Source organism: Ochrobactrum sp. 19YEA23 (assembly GCF_029909865.1).
GTDB classification, from domain to species: Bacteria; Pseudomonadota; Alphaproteobacteria; order Rhizobiales; family Rhizobiaceae; genus Brucella; species Brucella gambitense.
In genome coordinates, this window is the sequence record NZ_JASAMQ010000001.1 from 1 (window position 1) to 19,068 (window position 19,068).

A 19,068-nucleotide genomic window follows, 5' to 3' on the forward strand; every position below is an offset into this window, starting at 1 on the left:
AGCGCCCCGCCTCAGCGGTGTCGGGCTTCTAGTCCAGACCGTTCAGCCTGTCAACCCGTTTTTTTCAAGAAAATCACAATCTTATCAACCGTGCCTTCCTCAAATCCAAAACCAGATTTCCATCCGATCTTAGCCGCCCCACCTACTCACCTGCCAACACTAAGTCAACCGCTTTCACTGGAACTCAAGGACGAAGCAACCTGCCGCTAGCAGCGTCGCCGCCCTCGTTGTGGCGCTATATAGGGCGGACTAAGCCAAACTGTCAACAACGGTTTCTCAGTTTTTTGATATTTTTTTGACAGCTTTCCACAGGGCGTAAAATCGCAGGTTTTTGCCACTCTATATAAGGGAGCAAAATATGACGTTGCGGAAAGCCGGGCCACAAACCAGCCTCAATGAAAAACTAGCCTCCGCGGAATTCGAAAATTAGCCGTACTGCATCCAGTTGAACGCCAGCCCGGCAGCATTGTGGATATCGGCGTCTGGCACCCTCGTCATTGACTTACGCGTCAACGGCAGGCAAAACTCTGATGCCCGTTTGGGAGCCTTCCATAGACAGAGGAAGACACCTTAGCATCAGATCAGCGCATAGGTCGCTTTTCTGACAAGCGATGTTCAAGCACGTTTCTGTGCCATCAGGTTTATAAGAAGGGCCGACTATAGCAGTATGAAGGATATGGGGCCGAATAATCTCGATCCGGGTGACGAGCCCCCGCTGAGCGTTGGCGGACGGCGACGGCCTCCTGATCGGCGCGAAGTTTCGGCACGCTGGCTTGCGGGCACCTTCCTGACTGGCGTTACCTCCTGCATGCTGATCGGCGTTGCCCTTTTCGCCGCCCTTGACGGGCGCGAGCAATTGGCGACCCCGCCCGAAATTCTTGCCCGCAATGATATGCCAAGTGCCGCCGAGGAAAGCGCCGTCACCAAGGGCGGCCGTCTCGTCAGCACGGTTTCGGCGCAGCAGCCGCGCGACAGGCGTCGGTTCGACCTTTCCACCATGCAGAAAGTTGGCGAACGCGAAGTGATCCGCACCCGCCCCTTCGAACTGGTAAGCATGGCGCTTGCGGTCGATCACCCGACCGGTCGCAAATATCCGGCATTCGATGCGCTGACTGTGTTCTCTGAAGGTCCGACCGCGCCGCTACCGGCAGACACCGGACAGATCTACGGCGCCAAGGTTGAAAGCGAAGTCAGCCTCCATGTTGTCGATTTTCCGCTGAACAGCGCAACTTTCGATGCCTCGAGCGATCTGTCGGTCGATGAAGTCGAGAAAGTCGTTCGCGACACGGGCGGTTTGCTGACCGATGGCGATGTCCAGGTTGCCTCACTGCACTATGTCGATCCTGCCCGCTTCGGCGGTAACGATTCTCCCTATGCGCTCGGCCCGGCGCTCGGCGTGAAGATCACACAGGAAAATGTCAGTGTCGCCCCGAAGGCCAATGACGAGCAGACCGACGATGGCTTTTCGGAAGAATTGATTCCCTTCCGGCAGACTGCAGATATCGCGCAGGCACTCGAAGATGCCGGCTATACGGGTGATGACACATCGAACATGGTCGATGCACTCGCCAAGATGATGAATTCACCGCGCCTGAAGCAAGGCAGCGTTTTGCGCGTGGGGACTGAAACCCGCAACGGGCAGGACCGCATCGTGCGCGCGAGCATATATAATCGCACCACGCATCTCGTGACGGTCACACTGAACGACCGCCAGCAATATGTTCCGTCGGATGAACCCGAAGAAACGCCGCTTTTGCAGACAGCTTTCGACGGTAATGCAGTCCCCAGCGCCATCCGGGGCAATCTGCCCAATGTCTATGATGGTATCAGCCGCGCGGCCCTTGCCTATGGCATGACGGAAACGATGCGCGAACAGCTGGTCAAAATGCTGGCCACTGACGTGGATCTTCAGGCGCAGTTGACGGCAACCGACAATATCGATGCCTTTTTCTCGCTGCCAGACGGTCCCGATGATCCGGACAAGGCGGACAGCGATTCGCAGCTTCTCTATGTTGCGGCAACCTTCAGCGGTACGACCCGGAAGTTCTACCGCTACCAGGCGCCAGATGGCGGCGTCGATTACTTTGACGAGGGCGGAAAGAGCGCAAAGCAGTTCCTGCTGCGCAATCCGGTGCCCAATGGTGTGTTCCGTTCTCCGTTCGGCATGCGCCGCCACCCGATTCTTGGCTATAGCCGTATGCATACCGGCGTCGATTGGGCCGCGCCCCGTGGTACGCCAATCATCGCAACGGGTAACGGGGTTGTCGAAAAGGCGGGCTGGACCAATGGTTATGGCAATCAGACCCTGATTCGTCATGCCAATGGTTATGTCAGCAGCTACAGCCACCAGAATGCAATTGCCCGAGGTGTGTCCGCCGGTGCAAGGGTGCGTCAGGGTCAGGTGATCGGCTATGTCGGTTCGACCGGCCTCTCGACCGGCCCGCATCTCCATTATGAAATGATCGTCAACGGCACCAAGGTCGACCCGCTTCGCATCCGTCTGCCAGACAACAAGGCTTTGAAGGGCAAAGAGCTTGAAGCCTTCAAACAGGAGCGGGATCGCATCGACACGCTTTTGAACAGCGACGACAACAGCACCAAGCTGGCAGCCAACGCATCGACCAAGGGTTAAATAAAAAAGCCGGGAAAGCAAAATGCTCACCCGGCTTTTTTGTTTGACCCGTGAAGGTCGAACTATTCGGAAAATTCGACGGTGACGCCTGCCTTGACGAGCTTGGCGAGTTCTTCCGCGTCCCAATTCGTTAATCGCACGCAGCCATGGCTCGACGTCTTGCCGATCTTGGACGGCTCCGGCGTTCCATGAATGCCATAAGTCGGCTTGGAAAGCGCAATCCAGACCGTACCAACCGGCCCATTCGGACCGGGCGGGATCGTCAGAACCTTGTCATTGTTGCCCTGCTTGAAGTTGATCTTCGGATTGTAGGTGTAGTTCGGATTGATCGCGATGCGCTCAACCTGCACGATGCCGGACGGCGACGGATTGTCCGATGAGCCGATGGTCGATGGATAGGCCACGACCAGCTTGCCGCTTTCATCATACCCACGGACCTGCTTGCGTCCCTTGTCGGCAATGATTCTCGCCACCTTGGCACGCACCGGCTTGCCGAGATTCGGCACCTTCACCACGGAACCCGGCTGATTGAAATTCACGCCCGGATTGATTTCCTTCAGATAGTTTTCGTCGATGTGGAATTTCTCGCCGAGCATTTCCGTCACCGACGTATAGGCCATCGACGGAAGCTGCGCCTTATGGGCGTAATCTTCCGGGATCGACGCCACGTACTGGCGACCGACATCCTCATTGGAGATCGTATATTCGAAGAAGGCTGCACCGCCGGTTGCTTCCAGCTCGGCATTGACTGCCGCATCGTCCTTCGGGCTGATGGATTTGCCGGTCAGTTCACCATAGGCAGCGGCAGCCTTGTCGACGTTGCTGCCGGAACGACCATCGATGACGCCGGGCGATGCGCCTGCGCGATCCAGCAACACCTGGAAAGCTGCAATTTTGGCCTTGGCGCCCTCGCCTTTCGGCATTTCGATTGCGGGGGCCATGTCGCTGGATTTCGGCACATTCTGCTGTTGCTCATAACCGGGCTGGCTGTAATCCTGCCCGTTATAGTTCTGATCAATGCTCGCGGAATTGGTGCCCGTATTGTCTGGATAGTTTTCACCAGACGGCGGCAGTTCCGAACGCTGCACCTGACCGTCCTGATTGCCGCGATAGCTCGGATCTGATGGCGCGGCGGGATAATAATTCGGGTCTTCCGGCACATTGCTGAAGCCGTCATAGGGCGAACCGCCATCGACCGGGCCGTTCAGCGTCCAGTTATCGTCTTGCTGCGGATCACGACGGCTGTTGGGGCCGCCATAGCTGTTGCGATCATAGGTATTGGCATCCTCGACGCTGACAATGCGGCCACGACGATCCATCGTCACGCGCCGACCATACTGGTCGATGTACACGCGCACGCGGCGGTCATGATAGACCTCTTCACCGGGATCGTAGAGCTGCGCCAGCTGCACCGGAGCTTCCGTGAGCGTGGCGTCACGGTTTTCGTCTGCAAAAGCACCAGCACCCGTGGCGGGAAGAGCCGCAGAAGCAAACAATGCGAAACGAAGCATGCGTATGGAATGCGTCATGGAGGAAGTCCCAGGTGCCCGTAATATCAGACGTTCAATCGGATCGTCAGATCATGGATGCCGTGAATATGGTTAATAACTGATTATACGAGTAACAGCAGATGCCAGATGAACTGGACATGAAAATGGCCAAGTGACGACAAGTTTTATGAAATTTGTATCTGCAAAATTTCTTCGGGCATCGTGATGCCCACAGTGTGAACTGGCCAAAGCTAATAAAAAGCGCCGCAATCTTGCGACTGCGGCGCTTTGTTAGGGCAAGTGAAAGGTCAGGCTTCCACGCCTTCGTTCTTCGGATCGGGTTCCAGAGCACCGCGAACCGCGCGGAAATTGAGCCTGTCCGAACCGGCGGTGATTTTCACCAGCGAGCCGTCCAGAATGTCGCCCAGCAGAATACGCTCGGCGAGCGGGTCCTGAACTTCCTTCTGGATCACGCGCTTCAAAGGACGTGCGCCGTAAGCCGGATCATATCCCTTGTTGGCAAGCCATTCGCGGGCGTCCTCTGCCAACTCCAATGCGATCTTGCGATCGGTCAGCAGGGTCTGGAGACGCTGCAACTGGATATCGACAATTGCACCCATATCCTCGCGGCGCAGCCGGTGGAACAGGATGATTTCATCGACACGGTTCAGGAATTCCGGCCGGAATGCCGCCCGAACCACACCCATCACCTCGTCACGAACGCTCTCGACATCGTCCTTCTCGCCCAGATTGACGAGATATTCGGCGCCAAGGTTGGACGTCATGATGATGACCGTGTTGCGGAAATCGACCGTGCGCCCCTGACCATCGGTCAGACGCCCATCGTCCAGAACCTGCAACAGCACGTTGAACACATCGGGATGCGCCTTTTCGATCTCGTCGAACAGGATTACCTGATATGGCCGACGCCGCACGGCTTCCGTCAGCGTGCCGCCTTCTTCGTAACCGACATAGCCGGGAGGTGCACCGATCAGACGGCTCACGGAGTGCTTCTCCATGAATTCCGACATATCGATACGCACCATCGCGGTGTCGTCCTGGAACAGGAACGAAGCCAGCGCCTTGGTCAGTTCGGTCTTGCCGACGCCCGTTGGCCCCAGAAATATGAACGAACCGATAGGACGGTTTGGATCCTGAAGACCCGCACGCGCACGGCGAACAGCCTTGGAAACCGCCTGAACGGCTTCACCCTGACCGATAACGCGCTTTGCAAGCTCGTCTTCCATCCGCAGCAGCTTTTCGCGCTCGCCTTCGAGCATCCGGTCAACCGGAATGCCTGTCCAGCGGGAAACGACCTGCCCGACATGTTCCGGTGTAACGGTTTCTTCCAGCAGAGAACCCTTGTTCTCCTGACTTTCAGACTGGGCGAGTTCCTTTTCAAGCTGCGGGATCTTGCCATAAGCAAGCTCACCAGCCTTCTGGAACTCACCATTGCGCTGTGCAGTGGCCAGGGCATTGCGTGCTTCCTCAAGCTGACGCTTGAGATCGGCAGCCAGACCGAGCTTCTGCTTTTCCGACTGCCACTTGGCGGTCAGTTCAGCGGATTCTTCTTCCAGATCGGTCAGCTCTTTTTCAAGACGCACCAGACGATCCTTGGAGGCGGCATCGGTTTCCACCTTCAGGGCTTCGCGCTCGATTTTGAGCTGCATGACGCGGCGGTCGATCTCGTCGAGTTCTTCCGGCTTCGAATCGACCTGCATGCGCAGACGCGACGCAGCCTCGTCGACAAGGTCGATAGCCTTATCGGGCAGGAAGCGGTCGGTGATGTAGCGATTCGACAGCGTTGCGGCTGCAACCAACGCCGAGTCCGATACCCGCACCTTGTGATGCTGCTCGTATTTTTCTTTCAGGCCGCGCAGGATCGAGATCGTGTCCTCGACTGTCGGCTCGTCCACGAAGACCGGCTGGAAACGACGCGCAAGTGCCGCATCCTTCTCGACATATTTGCGATATTCTTCCAGCGTGGTCGCGCCGACGCAATGCAACTCACCGCGAGCCAACGCAGGCTTGAGCAGGTTGGACGCATCCATCGCGCCATCAGTCTTGCCTGCACCAACGAGCGTGTGCATCTCGTCGATGAAGAGAATAACCTGACCGGCAGCGGTCTGAACTTCCGACAGGATTGCCTTCAGGCGTTCCTCGAACTCGCCGCGATATTTCGCCCCGGCAATCAGCGCGCCCATGTCGAGCGCCATCAACTGCTTGTCCTTCAGCGATTCGGGCACGTCACCATTCACGATGCGCAGTGCCAGACCTTCGGCAATGGCCGTCTTGCCGACGCCCGGCTCGCCGATCAGCACCGGATTGTTCTTGGTGCGGCGCGACAAAACCTGAATCGTGCGACGAATTTCTTCATCGCGGCCGATCACCGGATCAAGCTTGCCGTTGCGGGCGTCTTCGGTCAGATCGCGCGCATATTTCTTCAGTGCGTCGTAATTGCTTTCGGCGGAAGCAGAATCGGCAGTGCGGCCCTTACGCATATCGTTGATGACCTTGTTCAACGCCGTCGGTGTCACACCGGCTGCGGCAAGAATTTCAGATGTCTTTGCGGATTTCTCGATTGCCAACGCCGTCAACAGTCGTTCGACCGTGACAAAGCTGTCGCCCGCCTTGCTGGCGAGTTCTTCAGCCAGGGTGAAAACCTTGGCCAGCGGCTGCGAGAGATAGAGCTGGTCGTTGCCGCCCGAAACTTTCGGCAGCTTTTCCAGTGCGCTCTGCAAACCAAGGCGCACATCGGCAATACGTCCACCAGCCCGCTCGATCAACGATGCTGCAAGACCCTCGTCATCATCGACGAGAATTTTCAGAATATGTTCCGGAGTGAACTGCTGATTGCCGGAAGAAAGCGCAAAGGTCTGCGCCGACTGAATGAAACCGCGAACGCGTTCCGTGTATTTCTCGATATTCATATAGTGTCTCCTTTTTCCCTCCAGCCCTGAATAGGCACCGGAAGATGTTGGGTGACGAAGCCCCCGCGAGGGCGGGCTTCATGTCTTTCCAAGACAGGATATGGGACTATGACCACCTTTCGGCAAGGGTGAACAGCGCCCGTGCGGCCAAATAAAAATGGCGCGGAAAACCGCGCCATTTTCAAATCTTATACCGAAAGCTCTAGAGCATAATCCGACCGGAGTGAAATGAGGATCGATAAGATTATGCTCGATATATAGAAGCTTAGAGCGCCGATCTGATTCATTCAGATCGAAACGCGCTCTAAGCGTCGGAATCGACGGGTTCGGTTGCTGGCGTATCGCTGCCAGCATCCTGATCCTTCGCAACACGGCGCGGACGACCCGGACGGCGGGTGGCACGACGCGGTGCAGCTTCGTCATCGGCCTTCGCTTCGACGGGTGCTTCCACCGGAGCCTCAACAGGTGCAGCTTCTGCAGCCACTGGAGCAGCCTTGGCGGCCCGAGCAACCCGAACTGGTTCTGCTACTTCCACTGGAGCTTCTGCTGCAGGCTGATCGCCTGCTTCACCGGCCTGCGCTTCCGGGCGCTCTTCGGCATTGAAGCGTTCGCGCTGCGGGCGGCGTCCACGTCCAAGGCGGCGATCGCGATTGTCGCGTTCACGCGGCTGGCGGCTTTCGCCGCTTTCCTCGCCATAGATGACTTCGGCAGGGGTGCCTTCGATAACCGGCTGCGGACCGGAACCGCTGACCGGACGCGGCTCGACGGCGACTGCTGGCGCAAAGCCAGTATCGTCATCGTCAGCGCCGTCATCGTCGAAGGTTTCTTCGCGCTGGAACGGCACCGGGTTCTGCGCCATGGCAGCCATGATGATGCGATTGTAATGTTCAGCGTGCTGAAGGTAGTTTTCAGCCATCACCCGGTCGCCAGAAGCCTGCGCGTCACGAGCGAGTGTCGAATATTTTTCTGCAATATGTTGCGCATTGCCACGGATCTTTACGTCAGGTCCGTTGCTTTCGTAATTACGCGACAGAGGATTGGGGCCCTTGCGGTTGTTGTTATTATTGTTGTTATTGTTATTCCCCCGTCCGCGCATACGCCTGTTCTGCTGTGCTGGCCTCATATTCATCTCTTTTCAGATTAAAGGGCGCAGAAACGTCGCGACGAAAAAGGTCGCCTGTTTCTTGCTATTGAGCCATGGAGGAAGCACGCCCTAAAACTTCCTACACATCGACTATTCTTAAAGCGCGTCGCATTTCAAACTGTTCGCGTGACGCACATTAAGGGGTTGCTTTTATGCATATCGTCCCCGGAAAACCGTTCCCACTTTTCCGCGACATGCTCCTCGGCTCCGCATATCCAGATGGATGGCCGGAACCTGACGGTTGCCTTGTGCAAGGTCCACGCCGAAAAGCATCGCTCTTCGGGACCATGCCTGAAAGTCGTGTACTTCCGTACGAGCCATCTCCAAAGGCTTAGACCCCGGGAGAGCATGACCTCAAATCGTCATGGAGCATTTCCGCCACGGCCCTCTAAAAAGCGGGCAAAACCATTCTGGCTGTATACGGTGGCCGGAAACTAAACGGCTTCGCGGCAAATTCCAAGTGTTTTTTCGCGCCGTTGGGTATCAAAATTTCGTTTATGATTTTTGCGCAAAAAGCATGGCCCTTCTATGGCCGCCCAGATCACGCGCATCGTTTGCGAGTTCAAAACCCGCTTGCTCAAACAGCGCTTTCACATCCTCGAATTGTCCGGTGCCGATTTCTACGGCAACCATACCACCATCATATAGGTACTCTACTGCCTGTTCTGCAAGGGCCCGGTAAAAATCCAGTCCATCCGGACCGCCATCCAGCGCCGCAAGCGGATCATGCTCGCGCACTTCACGCGACAGACCGGCAATGTCTTCATGCGGAATATAGGGCGGGTTTGAGACGATCATATGAAACCGTCCGCTGACATTGCCGAACCAGTTGCTTCTCAATGCGGCGAAACGCTGGCTCACATCGTTGAGCGCAGCATTGATTCGCGCCGTCGCCAGCGCCCCTTCCGACACATCGAGGCCAATGCCGTGCAACGTCACGAAGCGATGCAGGAGCGAGATCACAATCGCCCCGGTGCCCGTGCCCATATCGAGGATTTCGACCACGCCATGTTCCGCGACAAGTTGTTCAAGCGGCGGGACGGCCAGCTCGATCAGCGCTTCCGTATCCGGGCGCGGTTCAAGCGTTTCAGCGGAAAGCCGGAATGGCAGCCCGTAAAATTCACGAACACCGATAATGCGATGCACAGGTTCGCCTTTGCCACGGCGTTCCAGCGCTGCACGTAAAGTTTCGACGCGTTCGGCGTCGATCAGTTTGTCCGGTGCGGAAATCAGATCGAGCCGCGTCGTGCCCGTCGTCCATTCGATCAGCAGCCGCGCATCGAGGTCAGGCGTTTCCAGCCCGGCATCGCGCAATTGCCGCCGGGCCTGTGCCGCCAGAACGTCGAGACGCTCGCCGCTCACGCTCAGGCACCCAGTTCGGTCAAAAGCGCGGTCTGGTGATCGGAAATCAGCGCATCGACCAATTCGTCGAGGTCGCCTTCCATCACGCGGTCGAGCTTGTAAAGCGTCAGGTTGATGCGGTGGTCAGTGACGCGGCCCTGTGGGAAATTATAGGTGCGGATGCGTTCCGAACGGTCACCGGAGCCGACCTGGCTGCGGCGCGCTTCCGAACGCTCGCTTTCAGCCTTCTGACGCTCCATGTCATAAAGGCGGGCACGCAGGATCTGCATGGCGCGGGCGCGGTTCTGGTGCTGGGACTTCTCCGCCTGCACCACCATGATGCCGGTGGGGATATGGGTGATACGCACTGCCGAGTCGGTCGTGTTGACGTGCTGGCCGCCAGCGCCCGATGCGCGCATCGTGTCGATGCGGATATCCTCGTTGCGAATCTCGATATCGATGTCTTCGGCTTCGGGCAGCACGGCCACGGTCGCAGCCGAGGTATGAATACGCCCGCCAGCTTCGGTTTCCGGTACGCGCTGCACGCGATGCACGCCCGATTCGAACTTCATCTTCGAAAACACGCCCTTGCCGGAAACCGTCGCGATAATTTCCTTGTAACCGCCAGCATCGCCTTCGCTGGCCGAGACCAGCTCGACGCGCCAGCCCTTCTCGCTCGCATAACGTTCATACATGCGGAAGAGATCGCCCGCGAAAAGCGCTGCTTCCAGTCCGCCCGTACCGGCGCGAATTTCGAGAATGGCGTTCTTTTCGTCAGCCGCATCCTTGGGCAGAAGCAGAATCTGCACTTCCTGCTCCAGCGCCTCGACGCGCTTTTCGACTTCCGGCAATTCCTCGACAGCCAATGCGCGCATTTCGGCATCGGTCGACGCATCATCGCGCATCGCGGCCAGATCTTTCGCTTCAGCGCGCGCATCGCTCAATTCGCGAATCTTGCCGACGACTTCCTGCAACTCGGAATATTCGGAAGCGAGCTTCACATAGGTTTCCGAATCCGGATTGTCGGCCATCTGGCTTTCGATCATCGAGAACCGCTTCAAGAGCTGGTCCATCCGGTCCTGCGGCAATGCGATCATGTCATGTCCTAAAAATCATCGTCCGAATGCAAATGTGCGAAACCGGGCGCGCCGCGTCTCGCGCCACACCCGGTCATTCTATGCAATTTGCCTTGCTATAACGGAATATCGTTGTCTTCTGCAAATCGAAGCATCAATTCGCGCAGCGAATGCGCGACATTCGGTTTGTCCAGCTCTTCATTGAGAAGCGCATTCAGCTTCTTTGTATCAAGCGCGCCGAGCATGGCCTTGACTGGGCCGATTGCAGCAGCCGACATGGAGATCGAGCGGAAACCAAGGCCGATCAGCGTCATGGCCGTCAGTGGACGCCCCGCCATTTCACCGCAGAGCGTGACCGGCGTGTTGTGCCGGTTGCCCGTATCGACAATGTGGCGCAGCGTCCGCAGGAAAGCCGGAGAAAGCTGGTCGAAACGACCGGAAATCAGCGAGTTGCCGCGATCCACCGCCATCAGGAACTGGAACAGATCGTTGGAGCCGACCGAGACGAAATCAACCGCCGTCATCAGCTCATCCAGCTGCCACAACAGGGCTGGAACTTCCACCATTGCGCCAAGCTTCATCCGCGTCGGCAGGGAATGCGCAAACCGCGACAGGTGGCGAACCTCGCGTTCGATGATCTCGCGCGCCGCCTTCACCTCGGCAACTTCCGTCACCATCGGCAGCATGAGCTTCAATTCACGTCCGCCTGCTGCTTTCAAAAGCGCGCGCAACTGGGTGCGCAGCAGACCCGGACGATCCAGCGTAAGGCGGATGGCGCGCCAGCCAAGTGCCGGGTTTTCTTCCTGCGCGGATGCGCTGAAGTAAGGCAGCACCTTGTCGCCGCCGATATCGAGCGTGCGGAAGGTGACAGGCTTGTCGCCCGACGCTTCCATCACCGAGCGATAGAGCCGCTCCTGCTGTTCCGCCCGTGGGAAAGTCGAGGCAACCATGAACTGCAGCTCGGTGCGGAACAGGCCAATGCCCGAAGCACCTGATGCCGCAAGCTGCGGCAGGTCGACCAGAAGGCCCGCATTCATCAAAAGCGAAACTTCAATGCCATCGGTTGTCATGGCGGGTTTGTCGCGCAATTCGCGATAATGCGCCTGACGACGGGCGCGGAAGCGAACCTTTTCCGCATAGGCTGATTCGACATCCGACTGCGGACGCAGATGCACGACACCCTCGTCACCATCGACGATCGCGGCATCATTGTTTTCAGCCATGGAAACAGCGCCCTTGGCCTGCCCCACGACAGGAATGCCCATGGCGCGTGCCACGATCACCACATGGCTGGTGGCGGCGCCGTCTTCCAACACCACACCGCGCAAGCGCTCACGCGGATAGTCCAGCAACTCAGCAGCGCCCATCGAGCGCGCAACGATAATGGCATCCTTGACCAGCGATTCGGCCATCGTCTTGATGTCGCGCCCCATCAGCTGGCGCAGCAGACGATTGGCAAGATCGTCGAAATCCGACAGACGCTCGCGCATATAGGGATCGGTGAGATGCATCATGCGCGCACGTGTGTCGCTCTGCACCTTCTCGACAGCCGCTTCAGCGGTCAGGCCGTTATGCACCGCCTCTTCCAGACGACGCACCCAGCCACGATCATGCGCGAACATGCGATAGGCTTCGAGCACTTCGCGATGCTCGCCCTCGATGGCGACATCGCGGCGCGACAGCATGTCATCGATGGAAATGCGCAGAGAACCCAGCGCCTGATCCAGACGGACAAGTTCGGCCTGGCTATCCTCGTTGAAAAGATTGGTGACGACGATGCGCGGCTCGTGCAGCACGACATGACCAAGGCCGATGCCATCATTGAAGGCCAGCCCGGTAACGCTCATCGGGCGGCCCATATCAAGGTCGATACCGGGGCGTACGAGCTTCAGCCCATCACCGGACGCGATGATTTCGGCAAGCACCATGGCGGTTGTTTCAAGCGCTTCGACTTCGTCTTCGCGATAGGCGCGCTTGGTGCGGTTCTGCACCACGAGAACGCCCATCGTGCGGCCTGCGCGCAGCACGGGAACGCCGAGGAAGGAATTATACACTTCTTCGCCCGTTTCCGGCAGATAGGCGAAGGCCGGGTGGCTTTGTGCATCAGTGAGGTTCAACGGGCGCGCGCTTGCGGCAATGGTACCGACAAGGCCCTGCCCCAGACGCAATTGCGCCAGGTGGACCGACTGCGGGTTCAAACCTTCGGTGGCATAGAGTTCGAGAACGCCGTCAGCGCGAAGCACGTAGAAGGAGCAGACTTCCGCGACCATATTTTGCGCGATTTCACGAACAATCCGGTCAAGGCGCGGCTGCGGCTCAAGCGGCTCAGCCATCAATTCGCGCAGCCGCTTCAGCAGCACGCGGGGACCGGTTGTCTGATCGCGCATGATCGTCGGACACTCCTCTTGTGCAGTTTCGGCACCGAGGTGAAGCGGCTTTCCGTGCGAACTGCGGCGAATAAAGAGAAAACGGCTTTGCTTGCTCCGTACTACCGAAAGCCGTTCGGACTGATGGCCCGCTTTCGCCGACCGATTCCCATTACCCGCCCGCGACGCGTTACGCCAACCCCTTTGTGAGCATTTTTGACACTGCCGTCTAGTGCTTTAAGCAGAAATTATGCCAGGTTCCGAAACGAAAAAATGCCGCGATCCCTTCAAGGACGCGGCATTGTTTCAAAACGGTTTAATAAAAGCCGGATTTTATGCCGGCTTAATATCAGCCGTCAATGGATTACGATTTGTCGAGACCATAGACCGCGTGCAGCGTGCGCACGGCCAGTTCGGCATAAGGGCCGTCGATCAGGATCGAGATCTTGATTTCCGACGTGGTGATGGCGCGAATGTTGATGCCCTTTTCGGCCAGCGCCTTGAAGGCAGTGGCGGCAACACCTGCATGGCTGCGCATGCCAATGCCGATCACGGAAATCTTGGCGAGACCCGTTTCGGACTGGATGTTGTCGAAGCCGATCTCACCCTTGACCTTGTCGAGAACGCGCAGCGCCTTGTCGATGTCGCCGGTCGGGATCGTGAAGGTCATGTCGGTCTTGGAACCGTCTTCCGACACGTTCTGAACGATCATATCGACATTGATGTGCTCTTCGGCAAGCGGGCCGAAAATGGCTGCCGACACGCCCGGCCGGTCGGCCACGCGGCGCAGCGAAATCTGAGCCTCATCTTTCGCAAAGGCGATACCTGTGACGGTCTGCTGTTCCACGATTTCATCCTCGTCGCAAATAAGCGTTCCGGGCGGGTTGATCGGATCACCCATGCCCGGCGCATCAGGGTCCGTAAAGCTCGAGCGCACAAAGGTGCGTACCTTGTGCACCATGGCGAGTTCGACCGAGCGCACTTGCAAAACCTTGGCGCCGAGCGAAGCCATTTCCAGCATTTCTTCGAAGGAAATCTTCGGCAGGCGACGCGCCTTCGGCTCGATGCGCGGATCGGTCGTGTAGACGCCGTCTACATCGGTATAGATATCGCAGCGATCGGCCTTCACCGCTGCGGCCACAGCCACAGCCGATGTGTCCGACCCGCCACGTCCGAGCGTTGCGATGCGGTTATCCGGACCCAAGCCCTGGAAACCGGCGACAACAGCAACCTGACCCATTTCCATGCGACGGATGATTTCCGAACCGTCGATATCCTGAATACGAGCCGCGCCATGCGCATTGTCGGTCTTGATTTGAATCTGCCAGCCCTGCCACGAACGCGCATCGACACCGACCGACTGAAGCGCGATGGCCAGAAGGCCGCTCGTCACCTGTTCGCCAGAAGCGACGATGGTGTCATATTCGCGCGCATCGTAGAAAGGCGAACTGGCGCCACATACCTTCGGCATGTTCTGCACCCAGTTGACCAGCTCATTGGTCTTGCCGGACATGGCCGAGACGACAACAGCAACCTGATTGCCCGCCTCGACCTCGCGTTTGACGTGGCGCGCCACATTATAGATGCGTTCCAGATCGGCCACCGAAGTGCCGCCGAATTTCATCACGATGCGCGCCATTTAAGGATACGTCCCGCTATTTTGAAAATTACACTCTCACCCGCCCAAACCTTATAATCTTGCGACAGGCAAACCCGGGGTCACATAGCTAATATGTCGCGGTTCCGCAAGGCCGCGATTCGCAAGAACCTCCCGATAGGGTCAGGAATGCCGGAAATTGATTTGCACCTTGACTTTGAGGCGCTACCTTGAGAGCAGGATTGCACGCTTCCGCTCCTGGAGATTGAAATGACCGAGACTGCCCGCACCACCATCGACGCTTCCGAGATCGAGCATTTCTCGCGCATTGCCGCGGAATGGTGGAACCCGCAGGGCAAGTTCCGCCCGCTGCACAAATTCAATCCGACGCGCCTTGCCTATATCAAGGAAAAAATCTGCGCCAAGTTCAATCGCGATCCCAACTCGCCGCGCCCCTTCGAGGGACTGCGCCTGCTCGATATCGGTTGCGGCGGCGGTCTTCTCTGTGAGCCGATGGCGCGTCTCGGTGCAACCGTGATCGGCGCGGATGCCTCGACAACCAATATCGAGGTTGCGAAAATCCATGCCGCCCAAAGCGGCGTCGAGGTCGACTACCGCGCCACCACGGCGGAAGCTCTGGCTGAGGCTGGCGAGAAATTCGACGTGGTTTTGAACATGGAAGTGGTCGAGCATGTTTCGGACGTCGATCTGTTCATGTCCGCGACCAGCGAAATGGTGAAGCCCGGAGGGCTAATGTTCGTCGCCACCATCAACCGCACCCTGAAGGCCTATGGTCTGGCGATCATCGGTGCGGAATATGTGCTGCGCTGGCTACCGCGCGGCACGCATCAATATGAAAAGCTGGTACGGCCCGAAGAACTCGAATCCGCGCTTGCCAAAGGCGGTCTGCTCCTCATCGACAAGCTGGGCGTGACTTACAATCCGCTTGCCGACAGCTGGAGCCGCTCCCGCGACACGGATGTGAATTATATGGTTCTGGCCGAGCGGCCAGAGTAGGCAGATTTAACAATCAGCTTTTCTGGGCGCGCGTGGTCATCGCCACACCGACAGCGATAACGCCAGCACCAATCCAGGTGAGCAACGGATAATGCTCGCCCAGAAACAGCGTGCCGGAAATGAGACCGAGCGCTGCGGCTACATAGCCAATCTGGCTGAGATAAACCGGCCCGCCAACCGCCTGTAGGCGGAAAAACAGCGCGAACATTCCAGCCGATGCTATCGCCTGCGCGGTAGCGGCCCATGGCGCAAGTGCGAATGTCTCAACCGGAAAACCGCCGGTGAACAGCAAGATTCCCGCAAAAAGCATAATGGCAGACGCCAGATGGCTGCCTGCCGCAAGCTCCGTCGGGTCGGAATTTTTGGGCCAGTCGAGCGTACGATAGACATTGCCGCAGGCGAGAAACACCGGAATGAGCAAGGCAGCCGCAACCCATAGCGGATCAGCGGGCTTGCCGACCTCGCCGCGTGTCAGCGCAACAAGAATCGCGCCGATAAAGCCGACGACAATCCCGCCAATGCCCAGCGCATTGGGGCGTCTCAAGCCGAAGCCCATTGAAATCACCAGCGTGATCACCGGCGACAGCGTGTACATGATTCCCGTGAAACCAGCGCCAAGACGCGGGATTGCCGACAGGATCAAGAGATTGGGCAAGGCATAGGAGATGATTGCCGTGCAGACATAATAGCGTGCGCGCCCGCCGGAAAAGCCGAGGCTCTTTCCCCGCAAAAGCAGAACGGCGAACAGAATCACCCCAGCACTGGCGGAAAACAGAAAGGTCCACATGGCGGGTGGAATGCCCGCCTGCGCGGCGATCTTTCCCAGAGGCAGGATAAGCCCCAGCAGCGTGCCGGTGGCCAGAAGCAGAAAGGAGGCGGACTCCATCAATTTCATGCGTCCGGCCTCCCCTGCCGTGCTGTCATGACGAACGGTGACCTAATTTTTTTCTTCTGGAAAAACCGGCAACGGCATCACATCGACGCCGTCTTCAAGCAGTGAATGCACGTCCTCGCGCGATGCTTCGCCATAGATGCCGCGCTGTTCCGTTTCACCGAAATGAATCTTGCGCGCTTCCTCGGCAAATTTGTCACCCACATAATCCGCATTCTCGCGGACCTTGCGGCTGAGATCGCGCATTTCTTCGAGGACCTTCTTCTGGGCCTCACCCAGCGCCATCGCAATCTTTTCCTTGGCCCTTGCCGTGGAGACGGCAGGGGCCATCAGAGCTTTCTGCACCTGATGCGAATTGCAGACCGGACAGGAGACGAACTTCATCTCCGACTGCCGATCGAAATCGGCATTGTCGCGGAACCAGCCCTCGAATTCATGGCCGTTATCGCAATGAAGCGAAAAGCGGATCATGGAGTTATGCATCCTCTTTCTGTTTTGCGGTCACCGTCTTGACGGTGAACTCGCGGGCATTCTTCAGATTCGGTACCTTGCCGCGCGCCGCAGCGCTTTCGGCCACATCGATATCGGCAACGATTACAGCCGGTTCGTCATGAGCGGCTTCCGCCAGCACCTTGCCCCAGGGCGAAACGATGATCGAATGCCCGTAGGTTTCGCGCCCGTCCTCGTGCAAACCGCCCTGCGCCGCCGAGATCAGGAATGCGCCATTTTCGATGGCGCGCGCACGCTGCAAAATGTGCCAGTGCGCCTCGCCGGTCTGCCTGGTGAAGGCGGCAGGGCCGGTAATCACATTGGCGCCAGCCAGCGCCTGTGCGCGGAAAAGCTGCGGGAAGCGGATGTCGTAGCAAATCGCCATGCCAAGATTGGCGAAAGGCAATTCAGCAATGACGGTTTCCTTGCCCGGTTCATAGGTTGCCGATTCGCGCCAGCTTTCGCCATTGTCGAGATCGACGTCGAACATATGAATCTTGTCATAGGTCACGAGCTTTTCGCCGGATGGCGTAAACAATCCGGCGCGATTGGCAATCCGGCCATCGCCGGCATCGATGGCCGTCGAACCGATATGCAGGAAGATGCCGTGCTTTGCCGCCAGCGCCGAAGCCGCCTTGAAAACAAGGTCATTGGCTTCGTCGCGCAGGCTAGCCTTGAACGCCACCCGGTCACGCATCATCGCGCCGGTCATTTCGGGAGATTGTACGTAAGTCGCGCCCTTGGCCGCCGCATCAGCGACAAGTTTCTCCAAATCCTCGATGTTGCGGACAACATCAGTCCCAGAACGCATCTGTAGTGCGGCAGCGCGGAACGTGCTCATCGGTTTCTCCCCCGTTATAAAAATTAGTTCAGTTCGCCGGTCTTGAGCAGACCGTCGAGCTTGCCCTGACCGTCGAGCGCAAAAAGATCGTCGCAGCCGCCGACATGGACAGAACCGACGAAAATCTGCGGGAACGTGTTGCGGCCCGAACGCGCCTGCATTTCGGCGCGCAGTTCCGGCGTGGCGCCTGCATTGATCTCGTTGAACTCCACGCCCTTGCGGGTCAGAAGATCGACTGCACGCGAGCAATAAGGGCAGCCGGGGCGGGTATAGATGGTAACGTCAACCATGAAAAACTCCATTCGTTGCCTCACTATATAGTCGGCAACGCTCCGCTCTGGAAGACCCTGCAGGTTTCACGACGGTGTGTGCAGGCTTGTTCTTGCCCGCAAGTTTCAATCGGGCAAAACACGGCTGAATGTCAGAACATCGACACTTTTTGCACCACCGCGCAACAAGGCGCGTGTTGCCGCCTTCACCGTCGCGCCGGTCGTATAGACATCGTCGATCAATAGAACACGACGCCCGCGAACGTGAATTTCCTGCTCCTTCGGCACACGGAAAGCGCCATCCACATTCCGTTTGCGCTCCTTGGAGCCAAGCCCGATCTGCTGCTCGGTGCGCCGGATGCGGTTCAGGGCTTGCGGCGCAAAGGGCAAGGCGCTCGACTTTGCCAGCGCCCGCGCCAGCTCGGCGGACTGGTTGAAACGGCGCTGCCAGAAACGCCAGCGATGCAGCGGCACCGGTAGGATCACATCGCATTCATCCAGCAATTCGCGGCCAGCGCGCTGCATCCAGCGCGCCATCCATGGGGCCAGATCGGTCCTGTCGTGGAATTTCAATGCCACCGCCATGCGTTGCGCCGCACCGCGATGCAGGACCGCCGACCGCAAGCGGCGGAACGGCGGCGGATCGGCAATCGCCTCCGCACTCAAGAAGCCGTCACCAAAGTCATGACCAAACGGCACCCCCAGCACCGGGCAGTAAGGCCGTTCGATAAAGCGCAGTTCCGACCAGCATGTCGGGCACAATGTTCCAGGCTGCGAGACATGCGCCTTGCAACCCGCACAGCTTGCCGGAAACAGCAGATTGGCGGTCGCCAGCGCCAGATGGCGCGCGGCAAAGCACGCGCCGCTGTAAAGCCTGCGCAAAAAGGTTTGATGCGGTGTATCGTCATCCGCCATTGCATTCGCCCCCGTTCGAATGCATCTATGCCCGCAATTACACTATACGCCGCGTAGCAAAAGAAAAGA

The 19,068-nt window shown here is 58.1% G+C and carries 14 protein-coding genes; 2 read left to right on the forward strand and 12 right to left on the reverse strand.

Features of this window, described 5'->3' with window-relative positions:
* Positions 1-667 precede the first annotated feature (667 nt).
* Positions 668-2,632, forward strand: coding sequence for a M23 family metallopeptidase (locus tag QBD01_RS00005; protein WP_280991123.1), 1,965 nt, complete (start codon positions 668-670; stop codon positions 2,630-2,632).
* 62 nt (positions 2,633-2,694) lie between these two features.
* Here QBD01_RS00005 and QBD01_RS00010 read toward each other — a convergent pair whose 3' ends face one another.
* The 7 genes from QBD01_RS00010 to QBD01_RS00040 all read right to left on the reverse strand — a co-directional run bounded on the left by QBD01_RS00010 (position 2,695) and on the right by QBD01_RS00040 (position 14,618).
* Positions 2,695-4,161: a L,D-transpeptidase gene (locus QBD01_RS00010; protein WP_280991124.1), complete on the reverse strand. Its 1,467-nt coding sequence runs from the start codon at positions 4,159-4,161 to the stop codon at positions 2,695-2,697.
* 269 nt (positions 4,162-4,430) lie between these two features.
* Entirely contained in the window at positions 4,431-7,052 is a 2,622-nt protein-coding gene (gene clpB, locus QBD01_RS00015) for an ATP-dependent chaperone ClpB (RefSeq protein WP_182518809.1), read from the reverse strand.
* Positions 7,053-7,356: 304 nt separating this feature from the next.
* Positions 7,357-8,175: a DUF4167 domain-containing protein gene (locus QBD01_RS00020; RefSeq protein ID WP_280991125.1), complete on the reverse strand. Its 819-nt coding sequence runs from the start codon at positions 8,173-8,175 to the stop codon at positions 7,357-7,359.
* Between the two features lie 516 nt (positions 8,176-8,691).
* On the reverse strand, positions 8,692-9,558 hold the full coding sequence (prmC, locus tag QBD01_RS00025) for a peptide chain release factor N(5)-glutamine methyltransferase (protein ID WP_280991126.1): 867 nt from the start codon (positions 9,556-9,558) through the stop codon (positions 8,692-8,694).
* Positions 9,559-9,560: 2 nt separating this feature from the next.
* Entirely contained in the window at positions 9,561-10,634 is a 1,074-nt protein-coding gene (prfA, locus tag QBD01_RS00030; RefSeq protein WP_138787366.1) for a peptide chain release factor 1, read from the reverse strand.
* A 95-nt stretch (positions 10,635-10,729) separates the two neighbouring features.
* Complete coding sequence (gene ptsP / locus QBD01_RS00035; RefSeq protein ID WP_280991127.1) at positions 10,730-13,000, reverse strand: phosphoenolpyruvate--protein phosphotransferase; 2,271 nt, start codon at positions 12,998-13,000, stop codon at positions 10,730-10,732.
* Positions 13,001-13,343: 343 nt separating this feature from the next.
* Positions 13,344-14,618: an aspartate kinase gene (locus QBD01_RS00040; protein WP_138787367.1), complete on the reverse strand. Its 1,275-nt coding sequence runs from the start codon at positions 14,616-14,618 to the stop codon at positions 13,344-13,346.
* 228 nt (positions 14,619-14,846) lie between these two features.
* Between QBD01_RS00040 and ubiG the strand changes: the two genes are divergently transcribed.
* Complete coding sequence (gene ubiG, locus QBD01_RS00045; RefSeq protein WP_280991128.1) at positions 14,847-15,593, forward strand: bifunctional 2-polyprenyl-6-hydroxyphenol methylase/3-demethylubiquinol 3-O-methyltransferase UbiG; 747 nt, start codon at positions 14,847-14,849, stop codon at positions 15,591-15,593.
* 13 nt (positions 15,594-15,606) lie between these two features.
* Here ubiG and QBD01_RS00050 read toward each other — a convergent pair whose 3' ends face one another.
* From QBD01_RS00050 to QBD01_RS00070, 5 genes are all read right to left on the reverse strand, one after another.
* A complete protein-coding gene (locus QBD01_RS00050) occupies positions 15,607-16,488 on the reverse strand; it encodes a DMT family transporter (RefSeq protein ID WP_280991129.1) in 882 nt (293 codons plus the stop codon).
* 42 nt (positions 16,489-16,530) lie between these two features.
* On the reverse strand, positions 16,531-16,956 hold the full coding sequence (locus tag QBD01_RS00055; protein WP_182518815.1) for a DUF1178 family protein: 426 nt from the start codon (positions 16,954-16,956) through the stop codon (positions 16,531-16,533).
* A 4-nt stretch (positions 16,957-16,960) separates the two neighbouring features.
* On the reverse strand, positions 16,961-17,815 hold the full coding sequence (locus tag QBD01_RS00060; protein ID WP_280991130.1) for a carbon-nitrogen hydrolase family protein: 855 nt from the start codon (positions 17,813-17,815) through the stop codon (positions 16,961-16,963).
* A gap of 23 nt (positions 17,816-17,838) precedes the next feature.
* Complete coding sequence (gene grxC, locus QBD01_RS00065; protein WP_280991131.1) at positions 17,839-18,105, reverse strand: glutaredoxin 3; 267 nt, start codon at positions 18,103-18,105, stop codon at positions 17,839-17,841.
* A 105-nt stretch (positions 18,106-18,210) separates the two neighbouring features.
* Positions 18,211-18,999 carry a ComF family protein gene (locus QBD01_RS00070; RefSeq protein ID WP_280991132.1) on the reverse strand — a complete coding sequence of 263 codons (789 nt, stop codon included), beginning with the start codon at positions 18,997-18,999 and terminating at the stop codon, positions 18,211-18,213.
* Positions 19,000-19,068 lie beyond the last annotated feature (69 nt).

What these genes read in the sequence shown, in the direction of transcription:
- ptsP (WP_280991127.1), bottom strand. Translation starts at nt 13,000, where the DNA reads ATGCGCGATCAGACAACCGGTCCCCGCGTGCTGCTGAAGCGGCTGCGC.
- QBD01_RS00005 (WP_280991123.1), top strand. Translation starts at nt 668, where the DNA reads ATGAAGGATATGGGGCCGAATAATCTCGATCCGGGTGACGAGCCCCCG.
- QBD01_RS00020 (WP_280991125.1), bottom strand. Translation starts at nt 8,175, where the DNA reads ATGAGGCCAGCACAGCAGAACAGGCGTATGCGCGGACGGGGGAATAAC.
- QBD01_RS00055 (WP_182518815.1), bottom strand. Translation starts at nt 16,956, where the DNA reads ATGATCCGCTTTTCGCTTCATTGCGATAACGGCCATGAATTCGAGGGC.
- prfA (WP_138787366.1), bottom strand. Translation starts at nt 10,634, where the DNA reads ATGATCGCATTGCCGCAGGACCGGATGGACCAGCTCTTGAAGCGGTTC.
- QBD01_RS00050 (WP_280991129.1), bottom strand. Translation starts at nt 16,488, where the DNA reads ATGAAATTGATGGAGTCCGCCTCCTTTCTGCTTCTGGCCACCGGCACG.
- clpB (WP_182518809.1), bottom strand. Translation starts at nt 7,052, where the DNA reads ATGAATATCGAGAAATACACGGAACGCGTTCGCGGTTTCATTCAGTCG.
- QBD01_RS00010 (WP_280991124.1), bottom strand. Translation starts at nt 4,161, where the DNA reads ATGACGCATTCCATACGCATGCTTCGTTTCGCATTGTTTGCTTCTGCG.
- QBD01_RS00040 (WP_138787367.1), bottom strand. Translation starts at nt 14,618, where the DNA reads ATGGCGCGCATCGTGATGAAATTCGGCGGCACTTCGGTGGCCGATCTG.
- QBD01_RS00060 (WP_280991130.1), bottom strand. Translation starts at nt 17,815, where the DNA reads ATGAGCACGTTCCGCGCTGCCGCACTACAGATGCGTTCTGGGACTGAT.
- grxC (WP_280991131.1), bottom strand. Translation starts at nt 18,105, where the DNA reads ATGGTTGACGTTACCATCTATACCCGCCCCGGCTGCCCTTATTGCTCG.
- ubiG (WP_280991128.1), top strand. Translation starts at nt 14,847, where the DNA reads ATGACCGAGACTGCCCGCACCACCATCGACGCTTCCGAGATCGAGCAT.
- QBD01_RS00070 (WP_280991132.1), bottom strand. Translation starts at nt 18,999, where the DNA reads ATGGCGGATGACGATACACCGCATCAAACCTTTTTGCGCAGGCTTTAC.